Here is an 18,345-nt window from a genome sequence, read left to right as displayed (position 1 = left end):
CGGTCGCCCGGCTGGGCCGCCTCAAGTCCCTGAAGATCACTTGGTCGCCGAGCGGAACGTGACCGACAAGGCGCTCTCGCACACCGTGTCGCGGACCGTCTCCCGCTTCTGCCGTCCGCGGACCGCGCCGTTGGGCGCCACCACGTCCCGCGGCTGCGCGGCATCGAAGCCGAAGGCCTGCATGCCCAGCTCATGCACCTGCTGGAGGAAGGCCGTCGCGTCGCCCTCGTCGCCGGAGGTGCTGGGCGGTGGATCACCGCAGAGCTGATGAACAGGCTCGGGGCGCACGGTCGCTTCCGGCTGGGGGCGCCGGCCACCCGGTGCGGGTGGCTCGTCCGATGAGCTTCGTGCGCGGTGGGCGGCCTGTCGGCCTTGTCGCGTGCTCTGTCCCCGCAGGCGGGCCGGCACCGCGAGGACCCGGCGGCTCGTCGAGTCCGGCAGGGGCAGGTCGAGTTCGGTCAGGACGGGGCCGGAGTGCTTGCTGACCGTGCCCTCGCTGAACGGTGAGTACCTCGGCGCCGCTCGGACGTGTAACCGAGCAGCGCGGACATGACCGCCGGCGTGACCTACTTGTGGAACCGCGACTCGCTCACCCTCGGCGCCTGGCAGGAGACGCGCTGCGGGATGCCGTACTCGGCCCTCTGGGTACGGATGAACTCCGCCACCGCGGCGGGATCCTCCTCGCTCGCTTCACCCAGAAGGCCACGAATCGCTTGCAGACATCACGCTCAAGGTGTCAGAGCATCAGCAGCAGTCGCGTGTTCGGTACGAGCTTCCGGTTCACGCTGGTGCTCTGCACGAAGATCGTGAAGTCGTCGTTGTGGTCGGGCTTGACGCGCACTTCCACGTCCGGCAGGCCGAGCAGGGCTCGGGCCTCGGGTCCCGAGTACACCCGGTCCGTCTTCTTCTCCAGCACCGCGATCTGCTTCCGTGCCTGGATCTTCTCGGGCTTGCTCAGTTGGTAGAACGCGCCACCGGTACGGTAGGTGTGGCCGCATTCGACGACCCAGTCCCGTATCGTCGCGTCACGGGTCACCGGGATCAGCCGGTACCCCGACGGATCCACCGCGGCGAGGCCGGCCGCCTTGATGGTGTCCTTGTTGACTGCCTCCGCACCCACGGAGAACACTGCCCGCGACCCCCGGATGCCCTGGGTGCGGCCCACCATGAATTTCTCGGTGGCCTCCCGGATGACCTGTCCGGCCTCCTCCAGACCCTGTGTGCTCGTGGCGTCCCATACGGCGATGTTGTCCCTCGGGAAACCGCACTGCATGGCCTCGCGCTTGCCCATCTGGTCCGGCACGAGGACGGCCAGCGTCCAGTTGTCCTCCTGCGTCGCGATCATCTCGGCCACGGCCTTGACCAGTTCACGCGGATTCCTGGCAGGGGCATCCGGACAGCGATGACTCGCGTTCTCCTGCCCGTCCGTAAGGACGAACGTCAGGAAGCTGTGGTCGCCGTACAGTTGGGCCGTCTGTGCCAGCTCTTGCTGTGACTTCAGCGCGGCTGCGAGCAGAGCCGTCATTCCACCGACCCGGTACAACTGCTTCAGCGACGGCATCCGCAGCACGTCCTTGTCGTAGATGACGCACTCCACCTTGTCCGCGAAGACGTACACCGTGACACGGGTTTCCTGGTCCAGCTCCCTCGACCGGCGAGCAAGATACGCGATCTGCTGGTCGGCGACTTCGACAACCTTGCGGCTCAGGTGCGACATGGATGAACTGGCATCCAGCACAAGGGCAACGTGATTGATGTAGTTCTGACTTCCGGCCATGGCAGCTCCCCCTCGTTCCGACTCGATGCCTCTACTGTCTCACCCACCACTGACAATCGATCTTGGCTCCCGGAGCGGAACGGTCATGGCGTCCGGGCTCGTCCGCGGGCCTTCTGTTCTCCCCAATGAGATGTCTTCAAACTGGAGTTGCAGATCGCGGGGCCGGCGTGAGCGTGGCTGTGGTGGTCAGGTGAAGCAGGGGCAGCTCGACGCTGTGGGGGTTGCGAGAGCCGGTGGAGGAGCGCTCGCCGACCGCGCTTTCTTGGTGGCCGGCGGCGATCTCACCAAGGCCGCACGGAATGCTGGGCAGTGCTTGTCGGCCCGGTGATGCCCTCAGCCCAAGGTGATCCGGGCGATGACCGGGAGATGGTCGCTGCCAGTAGCGGGCAGGGTGCGAAGGTGGCTCACGGTCGCCGAGCGCGCCATGATCTGGTCGATCCGGGCCAGGGGGAAGGCGGCGGGGAAACTGAAGGCGAATCCCCGTGCCGGCACGTTCATCTGTGAGGACAGAGGGGTCAGCCCGCGGTCGTCAACCGTGCTGTTGAGGTCGCCGAGGAGTATCACCGTGTGCAGTTTCTCGGCGGTGACCGCCTTGCCCAGCAGGCCGGCGCTTTCGTCGCGCCAGGCGGAGGCGAGGCCGGTTGCGCGGATACGGACTGAGGGCAGGTGCGCGACATAGACCGCAATGGCGCGGTGTCGGGTGTGGACCACGCCCCGTAGCCCGCGGCTCCAGGGCTCCGTGATCCCAGAGGGTTTGATGTGCACCTTCTGAACGTCGGTGAGCGGGTGTTGTGACCACAGTCCGACGGTCCCCGCCACCGCGTGGTACGGATAGCGCGGGGCGAGCGTTCTTTCGTAGACCGGCAGCGCCGCGGGCAACAGCTCCTCCAGGGCGATGAGGTCGGGCTCCGCATCGGCCAGGGAGCGGGCTGTTCCCGCGGGGTCCGTGTTCTCGTCGCCGGCGTTGTGCTGCACGACGACCAGGTCGTGAGCGCCGGGCTGTGCCCCGGGCAGCAGCAACCCGCCGAACAGGTACGTCCAGGCCGCCGTCGGCAGCAGGAGGGTCACGAGCGCGAGCGCGGAGCGGCGCAGCAGCGCCAGGCCGAGCAGCACCATGATCACCAGGCCGGACCAGGGCAGGAACGATTCCAGCAGACTGCCCAGGTGCCCGGGGGCGTTCGGGACCAGCCGATGGAACGTCACCAGCACTGCGGTGAATACCGCCGACGCGGCGAGCACCCGCCCCCGTGCCCAGGACGACCGATCGCGGGGTGTCGCCGTCTTCGCCGCCGCACCGGGGTCCCGCTCACTCATGGCTTCCCATCTGCACGCCTCTTGCTCCTGCTCTTGCCCTCCAGGACGAGCGCCTGGTACATCCGGTTCTGCTCTTCGCAGCGAGATCCGTATTCAACTCATGGGACGGGGTACTCGTCGCCCGTGACCGCACCGTCGCCCACCGGATGCTGCCGCAGTTGCGCGGCCGGCCGCTGATGCCGGAGCGGCATCCCGACGGCATCGGCGGTGTGTCGTTCATGCAGAGGGCGTGCAGGACGCGGTCCGGAGGGGCCGTTCGCTCGGCCCCGCACGGCGTCGGCTCGACCGGCTGTGCTGACCGGACGACGCGCCCGGCCTCCCGCGTGGGCCAGCCGTCCGGGCCGAGTCGCTCAGCCGTCCGGGCCGAGCGGAATCCGCAGCGCACTGCGTCGCTGCCGCCACGCGGCCAACAGGTGGGTCGCCAGCCGGTCTTCGAGGAAGCCGGTGACCCGGACGCCGAAGGCGACGTCGGGTTCGAGTTCGGGTTCGCTCGCCAGCAGACCGCCGACGACGTCCCGGCGTACCACTTGCTCGTGGACGGCGTCGGCCTCGACGTGCTCGTCGTAGAAGCGCTGTGCCGCCTTGCCCGCCCCGACCCTGCGCAGGGCGGCGGCCAGACGTCTGGACCCCGGTGAGGAGGTGACTTCCACCGCGGCGAAGTGTCCGACCAGAGCGCCCCGAAGGGCTCGGTGCAGGCCCAGCAGAGACATGAGATTGACCGTGGTGACCGCCTCCGTGGGGGCCGCGTCGACGTAGTGGCCGTAGTCCGCGCGCAGGCCGAGGTCGGCCATGAGGTCCGCGAAGAGCCGGGCATGGGCGTCCTCCTCGCGGCCGGCACCGAACTCGTCGAACTCGACCGCCACCATGGCCGCCTTGGCGCGGCCGTACAGGCGTGGGACGACCCAGGCGTGCGGATCTGCCTCCTTGAGGTGGTACAGCGAGCGCAGGGCGGCGTACTCCCGCAGTTGCCACAGTTCGCCGTCGCGTTCGAGGAAGTGACTGACGTCGGCTTCGTCGTGGCCGACCGGTTCGAGCAGCAGGGCTTCGAGGGCGTCGTCGGCATGCGCATCGGCGGTCACATCGTCGCGCAGGGCCTTCAGGAAGCGCAGTTCCAGAGACCGGCGCAGGGCCAGCAGTCCGGGGTCCCACTCTCGTTCGTCGCTCACCTCGGCGAAGCCGCGGTAGTGGAGTTCGTACAGCGTGTAGAGAGCGAGCTGTACGTCGTCACCGTACGGTTCGGCATCCTCCAGGCCGTGCGGGAGCGCGGGCAGTGGGGTGCCGTAGCGCAGTGTCGAGGCGAGAGAGCGCGATATCTCGCCCCGCGGGGTCGGAAGGAGGGGTCCTCTCACGTCGTTTCCCGCCTCGCCCGGCGTCGGTGACTGGTGTCGCACCAGGGGTAGGTCCGGCTGCGTCGGCAGGTGCAGATCGCCGCCCGGAAACGGCGGGAAGCCACGACCGTGCCGTCCTCCAGCACCACTTCGACCGGACCCTCTACGAGAAGAGGGCCCTCGCGGTCCACGGTGACGCGGCGCGGTCGCTCAGGCTTGCCAGGCACGGATGACCACCAGCTCTTCCCGGTTGTCGTTCTCATCGGTGACCAGGCTTTGGTGCCGCAGCCAAGTCCGGCGTGAGTTCAGCACGGGGCCGAAGGGGACGAAGGCGCGGTCGGTGACCGCCGCCTCGAACCCCGCGCGGGCGAGCCGCCGCAGCGTCGGCCGCGTCCCGCAGAGGGCGGAGTGGACGAGCAGCAGTACGCCACCCGGGCGCAGAGCGGCGGGCGCCTCGTCACAGACGCGGTTCACGATGACACGCCCGTCCGGACCGGCGTCCCAGGCGCGTTCCGGGGGCCGGGACGGCAGCCGGAGCGCGGGGGACGGAACGTAGGGCGGATTGCTCACCACCAGGTCGTACGTCCGTCCGTGCACGGCCGCTGTGAGATCGCCGTGGCGAACGATGACGCGACGCCGTGCGAGGAGCGCGTTGAGGCGCGTGGTGAGAACGGCGCGCCAGTCGATGTCGACGGCCGTCACCCGCGCCCCCAGTCTCGCGGCCCTCAGGGCAAGGGCCCCGCTGCCGGTTCCCAGGTCGAGCACGTCGGTGGAGGGGCCCACGCGCTCCCGCGACAAGGCGTGCATCAGGAGCTCGGTGTCCTGTTGAGGCGCGTACACGCCGGGCGGCGTGATGAGCGGGACCTCGCCGGACATCCCCATGGGGCACCTCCACATCTCGGCGTGTCCGATTAATGCCTATATGTGGGATTCTGTGCTCCGAGTTCCCCTCGAATGGAGACCTACACGCGATCTTCATGGCGGTCTTCGCGGGCGGATCGGGCTCGTGGCTGACCGGCACCGGGGCGGTCCGGCGGTCATCGGCATCAACGTGGGGGAGAGGGGTACTTGCGCCTGACGCCACGCCCCGCGCGAGGAAGTGAGGACGCCGTGAACGAGCGCCACCCGGATGGCCCTGGAGCCTGTGGTGGGCCGATACCGAAGCCCATACCGAGGGATCTGCCCGACCAGCAGGCCACACCCGACGAAGACCCGTGGGACGCCGTCGGCGTACCGAAGCAGTGGACCGAGGGCGAGGGGCCCGAGGCGGAGGATTCCGGCGCACGGGGCTCCGGGGGCGAGATCCCGGACCCGGAGATCCCCGACACGGACGAGGCCGGCACCGGGCGCAGAGGTGCCCCGCACTCCGACAGCGCCCGCCCGGAACATCCCGTGCCCGACGAACCGTCCGCCTGACGCGCCGGCGTGCCGTGGGAGCCCGGCCGGGTGAGGCTGGGACGGCCCCTGACCGTAGCAAGAGCCGGCCGTCCGGAAGGGCGCCGCGAGCCCGGCACTGGCCGGCGGACGCAGCCGACCGGTCGCCGCGCAGGCCCGGCTCGCGCTGCTCGCGGGGTCGGCCTGCACCCGCTTCGGGGTCTTCGCGGCGGGCATCGCCTCCGCGGAGGACCCGAAGTACACCGTCGTACCGCAGCGGAAAGGAGAGTGACCCGATGGTCACCGTGTCCCTCACCGGAGTGTCCAAGGAGGACGTCGCGACCGTGTTCGGCGTCCTGCGGACGGCGTTCCCGACCGACCGGCCCGCCGCCGACGTTCCTCACGAGCAGCCGGGCGACCGTCCTCCCGTGTGGAGCGCGGACTTCGATCCGACCGAGGAGCGCATCCCGACAGGTCCCACCCCTCTGGAGGGGTCGGTCAGCGCCACCTTGCAGGGCGGCTACGTCGCCGTGGACCGGCTGCGTGAAGCACTGAGCGGTTCGTTCGCCGTCGAGGAACAGGGCACGGCGCCGGGAGACCAGGAGAAGGAGGTCGACCTTCGGCTCCGGACGAAGCGATAGGACCTGCGACTCCGGACGAAGCGATAGAGCGACAAAGCGGCAGCGTCGGCGAGGCCCAGGAGCGCGCGGTGCGGCCAGGTGGGTTCCGCCGCCGACCGGGCAGGGGGATTTCCGGCCCACCCCGGCGGCGCCCGCCACGAGGAGGAGAGCGGCATGGTGCAGATCGGGTGCACGATGATGACGGAACAGGCCGGTCCGCGTGAGCTCGTCGGTCATGCGGCCGGAGCCGAGCGCGCCGGCTTCGGCTTCTCCGTCACCTTCGACCACTACTTCCCCTGGCTGGCCGCCCAGGGACACGCCCCGTACGCGTGGAGTGTCCTCGGTGCCGCCGCGCAGGCCACCGAGCGCATTCCCCTGATGACGTACGTGACGTGCCCGACGACCCGTTACCATCCCGCGGTCGTCGCCCAGAAGGCCGCCACTGTGCAACTGCTTTCCCAGGACGCTTCCGCCTGGGTCTCGGCTCCGGCGAGAACCTCAACGAGCATGTGGTGGGCGGCGGATGGCCGGCCGCACATGTCCGGCTGGAGATGCTCGAAGAGGCCGTGGAGATCATCCGCTCGCTCTTCGCGGGCGGGAGCGTCAACCACCACGGTGCCCACTTCGACGTCGAGAACGCCCGTCTGTGGGATCTGCCCGACACGCCCCCGCCGATCGGAGTCGCCGTCTCCGGTGAGCGCTCGTGCGAAGTCGTCGGACACCTCGCCGACTTGCTGATCGCCACCGAACCCAAGGCCGACCTGATCTCCGCGTTCGACCGCCACGGCGGTGCCGGCAAGCCCAAGGTGGGCCGGCTGCCCATCTGTTACGACACGGACCGGGACGCGGCCGTCGCCCGCGCCCATGACCAGTTCCGCTGGTTCGGCGGCGGATGGCCGGTCAACGCCGAACTGCCCGGCCCCGAAGGATTCGCCGGCGCGACCCAGTTCGTACGGCCCGAGGACGTGGCCGGGTCCATTCCCTGCGGAGGCGACACGGTCTGGGACATGAAGGCCGCGGTGCGGGACTAGGTCACACCCCTGGCGGTCCTGCCCGGCGGCATCCCGCGGGTGGACCTGGAGTCGGCCGGAGCCCACGCGGTGTACCGAGACCCCGCCGACCTCCTCGACCACCTGGAGGCCGGCGTCTTCGCTGACAGGGCTAGTGACGGAAGCGGCCCGGGACAGCCAGGTTCGGGGTACTCGCTCCCTCGCCACCGCACCGGTCGGCGCCCTGCCGGGAGCGACCGTGCTCCGGCGGGCGAGGCGCTGACCGGGGCCGCACGGAACCTTACGAGGCCGCTGTGCTGTCGTCGCGAGTGAACACATCGGAGTGATCGGACGCGGACGGCTCCGTACGTTGCCCGAGCGGGGCTTCGGGGCGGCTCTCGTGCTGGTCGAGAGCCGCCAGGAGGTCGGCCACCGTCAGGCCCGAGTCGGCCGGGTGCCGAAGGCTGGTTCCGGGCTGGATGTGGTAAAGGTTCGTGCGCCCTTGCCGGGTGTGGTCCAGATAGCCGTCCTGTTCCAGATCGGCAATGATCTTCTGGACTGCCCGCTCCGTGAGCCGACACCGTGCGGCGATGTCGCGGATACGCGTGCCTTGCGCCCCGGAGGCGATCGCGGCGAGGACTCGTGCGTGGTTGGTCAGAAACGTCCAGCCGCTGTGTCCCTCGGGTACCTCAGTCATTCCCCCAGAGTATGCCTCTTCATTCACGCATTCAAAAGGGTGAAAGAGAGTTCATGTATCTCTTGGCGTGTAACCGGGTCGGGGGTGAACCTGTATGCCATGCGAGAACATCCGCTCTCTCCCCCTGAGGGAAGCGGGGACGAAGCCGCCCACGGTGCACTGGCCTGCGGCGCCAGGGTGGGAGGCGCGTCGCCCTTCCTCGAGACCGCCGCGTATCCCGCCGGCTCACGGACGCTCGTCGTCGTCGCCGGTGAGATCGACATCGATACCGCGCAACCGCTGCAACACAGCCTGTGCGCCGCCCTGGCCCAGGCGCGCCAGGGACTGGATCTCGACCTCGCGCGGGTCGACTTCTGCGACTGTTCCGGCCTCCGGGTCCTGTTGCGCCTCCGGAGCCTTGCTCTCGCCCAGGGCAAGACGGTCCATATCGGCGCGGCTGGACACGCGGTCGAACGGCTGCTCATGCTCACCGGCACGGCATCTCTGTTCGCGCCCTCGAACGGTGCCGGTCCGCACCTGGACGGGAAGTACGAGAAGGACCTGCGCGCCGAGGTCATCGACCTGAGACGGGCGATGCGGAGCAGGCCGGTCATCGACCTCGCCCGCGGAGTCCTGATGGCCTCGTTCGGCCTGAGCGACGAAGAGGCCTGGGGTGTCCTCGTCGAGGTGTCCCAGCGAGGCAACACCAAACTTCGCCTCATCGCCGAGGAGTTGGTCGCGGCAGTCACCGGCGATCCGCTGCCCGACCATCTGCGGCAGCGGATCTCCGCAGTGGTCGCCGAGATCTCCGACGACCCGCAGTCACGTTGTCGGCACCGGCGCCGCGACTGGGTTCCGCCCGCCGCCAGAGCCGCGTCCCTGGAAGGCCGCAGACCATCGGCATGACCGCTCCCCGGTCACCGAGTGCCGGCGGCTACCCGGTCACCGGGGAGGCAGGACCCTACTTCCCCGCGCCGCGCACCCGGAGGCTGCCGCGGTCGCTCTCCTTCAGGCCGCGGCCGATGATCAGGCGCTGGATCTGGTTGGTGCCCTCGAAGATCTGCATGACCTTGGCCTCGCGCATGTAACGCTCGACCGGGAAGTCACGGGTGTAGCCGGCGCCGCCCAGCACCTGGACCGCGTCGGTGGTGACCTTCATGGCGTTGTCGGTGGAGATCAGCTTGGCGATCGACGCCTCGGACTGGAACGGAAGTCCCTCGTCCTTGAGTCGGGCGGCGGCGAGCGTGGTGGCGCGGGAGACCTGCACCGCCGCTGCCATGTCGGCGAGGACGAAGGCCAGTCCCTGGTGCTCGATGATGGGTCGGCCGAACGTCTCCCGCTCCCGGGAGTAGCGCAGCGCGTGGTCCAGCGCCCCCTGGGCGAGGCCCGTGGCGACGGATGCGATACCGAGCCGTCCGCAGTTCAGTCCGGCGAACGCGATCCTGAGCCCCGCGCCCTCCTCGCCGATCCGGCGGCTCGCGGGGACGCGCACGTTCTCCAGGCGCACGGTGGCGGTGGCGGACCCGGTCAGGCCCATCTTCTGCTCCGGGGGGTCGGCCACCACGCCGGGTGTGTCGGCCGGGACGAGGAAGCAGGAGATGGCGTGCGAGCCCTCGTCGGACGTACGGGCCATGACCGTGTAGAAGTCCGCGTACCCACCGTGGGTGGTCCAGGCCTTCGCGCCGTTGAGTACGTAGTCGTCGCCGTCCCGTACCGCCCGCGTGCGCATCGCGCCCGGGTCGGAACCGGCATGGGCCTCGGACAGACAGTAGGCGCCGAGCAGCTCGCCGCCGAGCATGTCCGGGAGCCACTCCTTCTTCTGGTCCTCGGTGCCGAACTCGGCGAGGGCGAAGCAGGACAGCGCGTGTACCGAGACGCCCACCCCCACGCTCGCCCACACGGCGGCGATCTCCTCCAGCGCCTGGAGGTAGACCTCGTAGGGCTGCTCGCCCCCGCCGAACGCCTCGGGGTAGGGCAGGCTGAGCAGCCCGGCCCGTCCGAGCGTGCGGAAGACCTCGCGGGGGAAGCGTCCCTCGGCCTCGGCCTCGGCGACGCGCGGGGCGAGCTCCTTCTCGGCGAGCTCGCGGGTCAGAGCGATCAGGTCGACGGCTTCCGGCGTGGGGAGGGTGCGGGTCGCGGGCATGGCATGTCCTCGGTGGTGGCGGTTCGCCGGACGATATTGATACGCCAGGCGATACAACAGTATCGTTTTTGGTACCGCCGGGCCATGTGGACCGTCGATGGATTCACTCCTGCGGTGACTGGACGGTGGACCCTGTGGGCGTGATGTCCTGTACGCGGTGGGTCGGGCCGTGGCCGGCCGGCTCCGTGAGGCAGGGGCGGGCGTGGGCTCGGAGACGGGGTGCCGCGGTGCCGGCGGCTGTGGGGGCGCGGACGCGCGGGCCGTCGCCTCGGGGTGTGGGTGGCTCTCGCGGCGCCGGTCCATGCCGCTCGACGGGGATGTCGGGGTGGACGGCGTCAGAGGTGGACGGCGTCAGGGACGGGCGGCGTCAGGGTGAGACGGCGTGCACGATGAGCGAGGCCAGTTCGGCGTAGGCCTCGGCGTCGTTCAGTCCGGTGCGCGCGGCGACCTCGCCGCGCTGGATCTCCTGCATGGTCGCGGCCACGACCTCGCCCACGAACGCGGCATGGACGTCACGGAACGCCCCGGCGGCCACGCCGTCCGCGATCAACTGCCGGACCCTTCCCGCGGCGAGGCGCGTATTGGCCTCGTACACCTCGCGGGCCGGCTCGAACTGGGCCATGTCGTCGAGGAACTGCCGGGAGAGCGGCCGCAGCTGCTCGGCGACCGCGTTCAGGTAGGCCACCACGCGTTCGGAGGGCGCGGAGGTGTCGGCCACCTGCTTCTCGACGGCCTGGGCGGCCTCCCGGAAGTAGTGTTTCACCGCTTCCCTTACCAACTCCTGCTTGCTTCCCGCGAGTTGGTACAGCGTCGTCTTCGAGCAGTGCAGCCGGTCGGTCAGCTCGTCGAGCGTGAACGCCGCGAAGCCCTCCGCCACCAGCAACGCGACCAGCCGCTCGAGCAGGTCGGTCTGGCGCGCGGTACGACGTGTGGACGGCATGATCTCAGCGTAACCGTTCCTCCATCCCTGTGACCGGCACCCCTCCAGCGGAGTGATCACAGGGCCGAAGTCCCGCTGCCCTGGGCCGACGGCCTCCAGCGAGGTCCGGCGCCGCACGCCCGCCGACTGGCCGGCCCGGCCGAGCCGACGAGCCGGCACGAGCGGCCGGGCCGTGTTCCGGTCGTCCGTCCTCGGCCGGTGGTCCGTTGACGCGTCGGACGCGGGCCGGACGGGGGAGTGTCAGGGCGCCTCCTCGGGGATGGCCGGTGCGGGCGCCCCGAGGTCCTCCGCCTCCGGGAGCCGCTGTACGTCGACCCCCCGAACCTGAGCCAACTCGTGCTTGAGCGCGGCCAGTTCGGCGCCGCCCGCCATATGGTCGGTGAGCTCCTCCAGGCCGACCTCCCCGCGGTCGGCGCTGAGTTCGAGCGTGCCCAGCCGCAGCACGCTGAAGTGGTCGCCGACCATGTACGCGTGGTGCGGGTTGTGGGTGATGAAGATGACGCCGAGGCCGCGGTCGCGGGCGGCGGCGATGTACTTGAGCACGACACCGGACTGTTTGACGCCGAGCGCGGCGGTCGGTTCGTCGAGGATGAGGACGCGGGCGCCGAAGTACACCGCGCGGGCGATGGCCACGGACTGGCGCTGCCCGCCGGACAGCGTGCCGATCGGCCGGTCGAGGTCGTCGAGGACGATGCCCATGTTGCGCAGTTCCTCGTCGGCGGTTCGCTTCATCCGGACGATGTCGAGCCGGCGTACGGGCCAGGGGCCCTTGGTCAGCTCGGAGCCGAGGAAGAAGTTCCGCCACACCGGCATCAGCGGCACCGTCGCGAGGTCCTGGTAGACGGTGGCGATGCCCTTGACGAGGGCCTCGCGCGGGGTGGTGAAGCGTACAGCCGTGCCGTCCACGAGGAACTCGCCCTCGCTGTGCTGGTGCAGCCCCGAGATGATCTTGATGAGGGTGGATTTCCCGGCGCCGTTGTCGCCGAGGACGCAGGTCACCCGGCCGGGACGGACGGTGAGGGACACGCCGTGGAGAGCGCGGATGTTGCCGTACGACTTTCCCGCGCCGCGCAGTTCGACGATCGCGGCACCGCCGTCCCCGGACGGGGTGCCCGGGCGGGCGCCCGCGGCTGCGGATCCGTTGTCTGCCATGGGTCGGTTCACCTCCGGGTCGCCGTGCGGCGGACCCACAGATTGACGAGCGTGGCGCCGAGCAGCATCACGCCGAGGAAGGCCTTGAACCAGTCGGGGTTCCAGCCGGCGTAGACGATGCCCTGGTTCACCATGCCGAACATGAAGGCGCCGAAGACCGGGCCGATCGCGGAGCCGTAGCCGCCGGTGAGCAGACAGCCGCCGATCACCGACGCGGCGATGTAGATGAGTTCCTGGCCGACGCCCTCACCCGACTGCACCGTGTTGAACGAGAACAGTTCGTGCATGCCGACGAACCAGGCGCCGAAGCCGACCGCCATGAACAGCGTGATCTTGGTGAAGGTCACCGGTACGCCGACCGCGCGGGCGCTGTCCTGGTCGCCGCCGACCGCGAAGACCCAGTTGCCGTACTTGGTGCGCAGCAGCACCCAGGTGGCGAGCGCCGCGAAGACGAGCCACCACACGACCGTGATCTTCACCTGGACGCCGCCGACGCCGAACGACGAGGCGAAGATCTTCTTCGCCTGGCCGAAGCCGTCCATGTCGCTGATGTCGTCGGTGGCGACGTTGTCGGTGACCAGTTTGGTGACGGCGAGGTTGACGCCTTGCAGGATCAGGAAGGTCCCGAGCGTCACCAGAAAGCTGGGCAGCCCGGTGCGGACCATCATCCAGCCGTTGAACGCCCCGATCGCGAGCGAGAGGACGAGTGCCACCACGACACCCGCCCACACGTTCATGGTGAGCTGGTAGCTGAGCATGCTCGCCGTCAGCGCCGAGGTGATCACCGCGACGCCGGCGGACAGGTCGAACTCGCCGCCGATCATCAGCAGGGCCACGGGCAGGGCCATGAGGCCGATCGTCGACGACTGGTAGAGCACGGTCGCCATGGAACCGCCGGAGCGCACCGACGGCGCCGCGATCAGGAAGAAGACGAACACGGCGGCGGCGCCGAGGAACACCCCGACCTCGGGCCGGGCGAGCAGCCGCAGCGCCAGGGGGCGCCGCGCGGTCCGCCCGCCGGCCGTGCGAGGGCCGGGAGCCGGCGGCGCGGTCGCCGTCGGCCCGGCCGTGCTCATCACCGAGTGCCCTTCGTGGCGTACTTGGCGACGGCGTCGACGTTGCTCTTGTCCACGAACGCCGGACCGGTGAGCACGGGTTGCTCGCCGCCGCCGCTGTAGTTGCCGTTGTTCTTGTAGAGCCACAGCGAGTCGATCGCCAAGTAGCCCTGGAGGTAGGGCTGCTGGTCTACGGCGAACTGGATGGTGCCCTTGCTGATGGCGCCCGTGAGTTCTTTGTTGAGGTCGAAGGTGGCGATCTTCGCCTTGCTGCCGGCCTCGCTCACCGACTGCACCGCGGTCAGGGCGTACGGGGCGCCCAGCGCGACGACGTAGTCGATCGCCGGGCTCTGCTTGAGCTTCGCGGTGATCGTCGACTTCACGGACGGCATGTCGGTGCCGTTGACGTACAGGTTCTCGGTCGCGCCGCTGAAGGTCTTCTTCACGCCGTCGCACCGCTGGGTGAGGCCGATGTTGCCCTGTTCCTGGATCACACAGACGGCCTTCTTGGCGCCCTCCGCGTTCAGTTTCTTGCCGAGTGCCTCGCCCGCGACGGTCTCGTCCTGGCCGAAGAACTCCGTCAGGCCCAGCTTCTTCCAGTCGCTCAGGCCCGAGTTGAGGCCCACGACGGGTATGCCGGCCGAAGTCGCCTTGCTCACCGCGTCCTTCATGGCGTCGGGCTTGGCCAGGGTGATGGCGATGCCGTCGACCTTCTGGTCGATCGCGTTCTGCACCAGGCCGGCCTGGGCGCCCGCGTTCGGGTCGTGCGCGTAGACGAGATCGATGTTGTCCTTGGCGGCCGCGGCCTCGGCGCCCTTGCGGACGATGTCCCAGAACGTGTCGCCGGGCGCCTGGTGGGTGACCAGGGCGACCGTCATCCGCGGTGTGTTCGCCTTGCCCGCGGTGCCGCCGTCCCCGCTCTCCTCGGCCTTCTTGCCGCCGGAGTCGCTGGAGCAACCCGCCGCGAGCAGTAAGGACGCCGCGGTCAGGGCGACGAGCGGGGCGATTCTCCGTGAACGGGGGTGGAACGTGCGATCCATCTCTGCAGCACCTCACTGTGCGACCGGGGCCTGTGTGTCTCCTCCCCTACATCCCCAGCATCAGGCGCATCACGCATGTGAACGGAACCGGATCGACGGGCAACACCCTTGAAAGGGAACCGACTTGAGATCCGTCGGGCAGCGGCTCTCCGGGGCGTCGGCGCGACCGCCCTCGCCGCTTCGGCCGTCGTACCTCGTGCGATTTGCCCATACCTGCGCGGTAGTTACCGGGGGTGATGCCCACCGTCTGGGCGAACGTCTGGACGAAGGCGCTGGTTGTCGCCCATCCGCAGGAGTGGGCGGTGTCGGTGACGGTGGCGCCCTCGGCGAGCATGACCATCGCGGTGAAGATCCGGGCGCGGGTGCGCCACTGGGGGAAGGTCAAGCCGAACTCGTCGCGGTAGAGGCGGGAGAGGGTGCGCTCGCTGGTGTGCACGCGGGCGGCGAGCCGGGCCAGGGTGCACGGCTGGTGCAGGTCTTCTTCGGCGAGGCGGCAGGCGTCGGCCAGTCGTCGGTCGCGGGCGGCGGGCAGGGCGACGGGCTGGGCTGTCACGCGGCGCAGCCGGTCGCGCAGCACTTCTTCGATGTGCCGGATCTCGGTCTGCGTGAGGGTGGTGCCGGTGAGCGCGATGAGCGCGATGAGCAGTTCGCGCACCAGGGTGTCGACGGCGATGACCGGCGGGCGTTCGGCGTCGAGCGGGGGCGTCCTGCCGTGGGCGGGGAAGCCGATGGTGTGGAAGCGGCTCCGGCCGTAGAAGCGGTGTTCGTGCCAGGTGTTCGCCGGAATCCACAGGGCGCGGTCGTCGGAGGCGATCCAGGAGCCGTGTTGCTGCTCTCCGCCTTCTTGCGCGAACCGGTCCAGGACGAGCCGGTGCCCGCCGAGGTCACATCCCTCACCGTCCCCTGACGTTCCGATCAGTCGGGCGCTGTCACGCCCGGCCCGGTGCGCGGGCAGCCGCGTACCCGACGAGCTGCGCAGCCGATTCGAGTGCCACCCGCTGTCATACCCGGGTGCCGGCAGGGAGTTGGGTGCGGAACGTGGTGCCGTCCGGGGTGTCGAGGACGGTGATCGTGCCGCCGTGGAGGGCGGCGATGTCCAGAGCGATGGGCAGGCCTAGACCGGTGCCGCCGTCGTCACGGCTGCGGGCGTCGTCGAGGCGGGCGAACCGTTCGAAGATCTTCTCCTGGTCGGCGGGGGCGATCGGAGGGCCGTCGTTGGTGACGTCCAGGACGGCGTCGCCGGTCTCCGGGTCCGCTGACAGCCGCACCGCGACGGTGTGCCGGGCGTGGCGCTGGGCGTTGTCGAGGAGGTTGGTCAGCAGTCGGCCGATCCACAGGGCGTTGCCGGGAACGGTGACGTCGTCCGGGGTGTGGAGTGTGACCGGGTGGGAGTCGGTGGAGCGAACCGCCACGGTGCTGCGGGCGAGTTCGACGAGGTCGACGGGTTCGGTGGGCCGGCTCTGTCCGGTGGCGTCGAGGCGGGCGAGCAGCAGCAGGTCGGCGGAGAGCGCCTGGAGCCGCTCGGTGTCCTGGAGGGCGCCCGCCACCAGGGTGTCGCGCACTTCCGGATCCGGGTGGGTCAGGGCGACCTCCAACTGGGTGCGCAGCACCGCGAGGGGGCTGCGCAGCTCGTGGGAGGCGTCGGCGATGAACCGGCGCTGCCGCGTGCCCGCGGCCTCCAGCCGTTCGAGCATGGCGTTCATGGTGTCGGCGAGGCGGGCGATCTCGTCGTCGCTGCGCGGGGCGGGGACCCGGCGGTCCAGGGCGCGGTCGCCGATGGCGGCGACCTCGGCGCGGATGGCCTCGACCGGCCGCAGCGCGCGGCCGGTCGTACGCCAGGTCAGGACACCGACGGTGGAGATCAGCAGGGCGCTGAGGGCGGCGAGGGCCGCGGCGGTGACGTCCTCGGCGGCGTCCGCGGTGCGCAGTGAGGCCCCGACATGGATGGTGACCGGGCCGCTGGGGCTGGTGGTGGTGACCGTGGTGACGCGCTGGTGGTGTTCCTCGCCGAGGGCGTCGAGGTTGTAGGTCCGGTGGCCGTTGTGGGTGCCGGTGGGTGTGAGCGCGGGGCGGCCGGTGAGGTTCTGGCTCTGCGCTACGACCTTTCCGTCAGCGTCGACGACCTGGATGAAGTCGGCTCCGGGGTCGAGCGCCACCGGTTGGGGCAGGCGTCCGGCCGCGGCGAGGCGGGCGACGTCCCGGGCCTGCGCGCGGCCCCCGGTCTCCACGGTGCGTTCGAGGTTGCCCCGCAGCAGCAGCAGGACGACGGCCGACGTGGCGAGCAGGACGACGGCCACGCTCGCGCACGCGGCGAGGGTGGTGCGGGTACGGACCGAGCGCGGCGCCAGCCGACGGATCAGCGTGGCCGCACGGGGTTGTCCGGTGAGGTGGCGCAGCGCGGCACGGACCCGGTGGCGCGCCGCGGGCACGATCCGGGGACGCTTCGGTCTCTGCGGGGTCGGATCCGGCTCAGCCACCGTCGGCCGCCAGTCGGTATCCGGAGCCTCGGACGGTCTGTACCGCCGCCCGTCCGAACGGTGTGTCGATCTTGCGTCGCAGGGCGCTGACATGGACCTCGACGGTGTTGGGGTCGCTGTCGGCGCCGCTGTCCCAGACCTCGTCCAGTATCTCCCGCTTGGAGACGGCCTCCCCGGCCCGCCGGGCGAGGTGGTCAAGCACGGCGAACTCGCGCGGGGTGAGCGGGACGGCCACGCCCCCGCGGGTGCAGGTGCGGGCGGCGGAGTCGACCACCAGGTCGCCCAGCACGGTGCGTCTCGGGGCCCGGGTGCCGATCCGGCGGGCCAGCGCCCGCAGGCGGGCGACGAGCACCACGAAGGAGAAGGGTTTGGACAGGTAGTCGTCGGCGCCGGTGTCCAGCGCCTCGGCCTCGTCCCACTCGCCGTCCTTGGCGGTGAGCATGAGGATGCCGACGTTGCTGCCGGTGGCCCGCAGCCGCTGGCACACCCGGTAGCCGTTGAGGCCGGGCAGCATGATGTCGAGCACGACCACGTCGTAGGCGCGCTCGGTGGCTTTGGTGAGCCCGGTCAGGCCGTCGTGGGCGACGTCCACGCTGAAGCCCTCGGCCGTCAGGCCGTGCTGAAGCGCCAGGGCCAGCCGGCGTTCGTCCTCCACCACCAGTACACGCATGCCCCCAGGGTGGCAGGTCGCCGGGCGGGGAAGGCACCAAGCTGAAGGCGCCTTCAGGTCTTCAGGAAGTCTTCAGCAGCCGCCAGCGATGCTGTGCCCGGACGACCGGGCACAGGGCCCGGACCTTTCCGGGAGATCGGGGTGGGCACAGTGAGTGAATCCATAGGTGCGCAGGAGCCGCAGGAGCCGCAGGAACGGCCGGACGAGGACGGTCCGGGTACGACGGGGACGAAGCCGGCCGGCAGGCGTCGGCTGGGCGGCCGCGGGGCGCGCTGGGCCGTGGCCGGCGCGGCGGCCGTGGTGGTGGTCGGCGGCGGCGTTGCCGCGGCGGCGATCCACCACCACGAGGAGGACGGCCGCGGGGAGCGCAAGGTGGTGCCTGCCGGCGCGCACGAGTGGCGTGACGGGTTCCGGGCCGAGCCCGAAGGCCGTGACGGGCACGACGGCTTGAGGCAGCGCGAGGGCCGGATCCGGGCCGGCGAGGACGGTCCTGAGCTGTCGGCCGGCGAGGCTCCGGCCCCGCTGCCCTCGCTCTCCGCGGCGGACGCCGTGGACAAGGCCGCCTCCGCGGTCAAGGACGGCAAGGTCGAGTCGCTGGCGCCGGTCACGGAGCAGGGCGGCGGCCGGGCCTGGCGGATCGTGGTCGTCGGCCCCGATGGGGTACGGCATGTGGTGACCGTCGACGGCACCGGCGGCACGGTGACCGGCAACACCGTCCTGGGCGGCTGAACCGGATGACCCGAGCGGCGCGGCCTCGGCCGCGCCGCACAGGAACGACGAGGACCTCGGT

19 protein-coding genes and 1 pseudogene are annotated in these 18,345 nt (G+C 70.5%); 5 read left to right on the top strand and 15 right to left on the bottom strand.

Translation table 11 applies throughout. From position 1 onward, the window contains the following. Nucleotides 1-36: 36 nt before the first annotated feature. From OG410_RS05530 to OG410_RS05495, 6 genes are all read right to left on the bottom strand, one after another. Nucleotides 37-288 (bottom strand): hypothetical protein, encoded by a 252-nt coding sequence (locus tag OG410_RS05530; protein ID WP_329298082.1) that lies wholly within the window; start codon nt 286-288, stop codon nt 37-39. A gap of 448 nt (nt 289-736) precedes the next feature. Continuing rightward, the gene (locus tag OG410_RS05520; RefSeq protein ID WP_329298081.1) at nt 737-1,777 is read right to left on the bottom strand and encodes a vWA domain-containing protein; all 1,041 of its coding nucleotides are present in this window, start codon (nt 1,775-1,777) and stop codon (nt 737-739) included. A 333-nt stretch (nt 1,778-2,110) separates the two neighbouring features. Further along, complete coding sequence (locus OG410_RS05515) at nt 2,111-3,091, bottom strand: endonuclease/exonuclease/phosphatase family protein (protein WP_329298080.1); 981 nt, start codon at nt 3,089-3,091, stop codon at nt 2,111-2,113. 350 nt (nt 3,092-3,441) lie between these two features. Beyond that, entirely contained in the window at nt 3,442-4,440 is a 999-nt protein-coding gene (locus OG410_RS05505) for an iron-containing redox enzyme family protein (RefSeq protein WP_329298079.1), read from the bottom strand. Beyond that, nucleotides 4,437-4,682, bottom strand: coding sequence for a CDGSH iron-sulfur domain-containing protein (locus OG410_RS05500; RefSeq protein ID WP_425866235.1), 246 nt, complete (start codon nt 4,680-4,682; stop codon nt 4,437-4,439). Before OG410_RS05500 ends, OG410_RS05505 begins: the two co-directional genes overlap by 4 nt. Next, nucleotides 4,630-5,301 carry a HemK2/MTQ2 family protein methyltransferase gene (locus tag OG410_RS05495; RefSeq protein ID WP_326789497.1) on the bottom strand — a complete coding sequence of 224 codons (672 nt, stop codon included), beginning with the start codon at nt 5,299-5,301 and terminating at the stop codon, nt 4,630-4,632. Before OG410_RS05495 ends, OG410_RS05500 begins: the two co-directional genes overlap by 53 nt. A gap of 228 nt (nt 5,302-5,529) precedes the next feature. Here OG410_RS05495 and OG410_RS05490 point away from each other — a divergent pair, with 228 nt between their 5' ends. The 3 genes and pseudogenes from OG410_RS05490 to OG410_RS05475 all read left to right on the top strand — a co-directional run. Continuing rightward, on the top strand, nt 5,530-5,835 hold the full coding sequence (locus OG410_RS05490; RefSeq protein ID WP_329298078.1) for a hypothetical protein: 306 nt from the start codon (nt 5,530-5,532) through the stop codon (nt 5,833-5,835). Between the two features lie 254 nt (nt 5,836-6,089). Then, entirely contained in the window at nt 6,090-6,434 is a 345-nt protein-coding gene (locus OG410_RS05480) for a hypothetical protein (RefSeq protein WP_326789499.1), read from the top strand. Nucleotides 6,435-6,587: 153 nt separating this feature from the next. Beyond that, nucleotides 6,588-7,408, top strand: a pseudogene (locus OG410_RS05475) (TIGR03557 family F420-dependent LLM class oxidoreductase); the annotation flags it as partial. A 295-nt stretch (nt 7,409-7,703) separates the two neighbouring features. Here OG410_RS05475 and OG410_RS05465 read toward each other — a convergent pair. After that, on the bottom strand, nt 7,704-8,099 hold the full coding sequence (locus OG410_RS05465) for a helix-turn-helix transcriptional regulator (protein ID WP_329298077.1): 396 nt from the start codon (nt 8,097-8,099) through the stop codon (nt 7,704-7,706). A gap of 99 nt (nt 8,100-8,198) precedes the next feature. Between OG410_RS05465 and OG410_RS05460 the strand changes: the two genes are divergently transcribed. Next, nucleotides 8,199-8,984: an ANTAR domain-containing protein gene (locus tag OG410_RS05460; RefSeq protein WP_329298075.1), complete on the top strand. Its 786-nt coding sequence runs from the start codon at nt 8,199-8,201 to the stop codon at nt 8,982-8,984. 55 nt (nt 8,985-9,039) lie between these two features. Here OG410_RS05460 and OG410_RS05455 read toward each other — a convergent pair whose 3' ends face one another. The 8 genes from OG410_RS05455 to OG410_RS05420 form a co-directional block, all read right to left on the bottom strand. Next, nucleotides 9,040-10,221, bottom strand: a complete 1,182-nt coding sequence (locus OG410_RS05455) for an acyl-CoA dehydrogenase family protein (protein ID WP_329298074.1) — start codon at nt 10,219-10,221, stop codon at nt 9,040-9,042. A 367-nt stretch (nt 10,222-10,588) separates the two neighbouring features. Beyond that, nucleotides 10,589-11,161, bottom strand: a complete 573-nt coding sequence (locus OG410_RS05450) for a TetR/AcrR family transcriptional regulator (RefSeq protein WP_329298073.1) — start codon at nt 11,159-11,161, stop codon at nt 10,589-10,591. A gap of 240 nt (nt 11,162-11,401) precedes the next feature. Further along, nucleotides 11,402-12,313, bottom strand: coding sequence for an ATP-binding cassette domain-containing protein (locus OG410_RS05445; protein ID WP_329298072.1), 912 nt, complete (start codon nt 12,311-12,313; stop codon nt 11,402-11,404). Between the two features lie 8 nt (nt 12,314-12,321). After that, the gene (locus tag OG410_RS05440) at nt 12,322-13,389 is read right to left on the bottom strand and encodes an ABC transporter permease (protein ID WP_326789505.1); all 1,068 of its coding nucleotides are present in this window, start codon (nt 13,387-13,389) and stop codon (nt 12,322-12,324) included. Next, on the bottom strand, nt 13,389-14,408 hold the full coding sequence (locus OG410_RS05435; RefSeq protein WP_329298071.1) for a sugar ABC transporter substrate-binding protein: 1,020 nt from the start codon (nt 14,406-14,408) through the stop codon (nt 13,389-13,391). The genes OG410_RS05440 and OG410_RS05435 overlap by 1 nt, the downstream gene beginning before the upstream one ends. Before the next feature lie 46 nt (nt 14,409-14,454). Beyond that, complete coding sequence (locus OG410_RS05430) at nt 14,455-15,063, bottom strand: helix-turn-helix transcriptional regulator (protein WP_329298070.1); 609 nt, start codon at nt 15,061-15,063, stop codon at nt 14,455-14,457. Nucleotides 15,064-15,409: 346 nt separating this feature from the next. Beyond that, on the bottom strand, nt 15,410-16,837 hold the full coding sequence (locus tag OG410_RS05425) for a sensor histidine kinase (protein WP_329298069.1): 1,428 nt from the start codon (nt 16,835-16,837) through the stop codon (nt 15,410-15,412). Between the two features lie 40 nt (nt 16,838-16,877). After that, nucleotides 16,878-17,555: a response regulator transcription factor gene (locus OG410_RS05420; protein ID WP_329298068.1), complete on the bottom strand. Its 678-nt coding sequence runs from the start codon at nt 17,553-17,555 to the stop codon at nt 16,878-16,880. 150 nt (nt 17,556-17,705) lie between these two features. On the opposite strand from OG410_RS05420, the gene OG410_RS05415 reads away from it, so the two are divergent. Then, entirely contained in the window at nt 17,706-18,284 is a 579-nt protein-coding gene (locus OG410_RS05415) for a hypothetical protein (protein WP_329298067.1), read from the top strand. Nucleotides 18,285-18,345: the final 61 nt, after the last annotated feature.

This window comes from Streptomyces sp. NBC_00659, assembly GCF_036226925.1.
GTDB lineage: Bacteria > Actinomycetota > Actinomycetes > Streptomycetales > Streptomycetaceae > Streptomyces.
The sequence above is the reverse complement of the archived record's forward strand: the minus strand, read 5'-3'. Positions and strand labels throughout refer to the sequence as shown.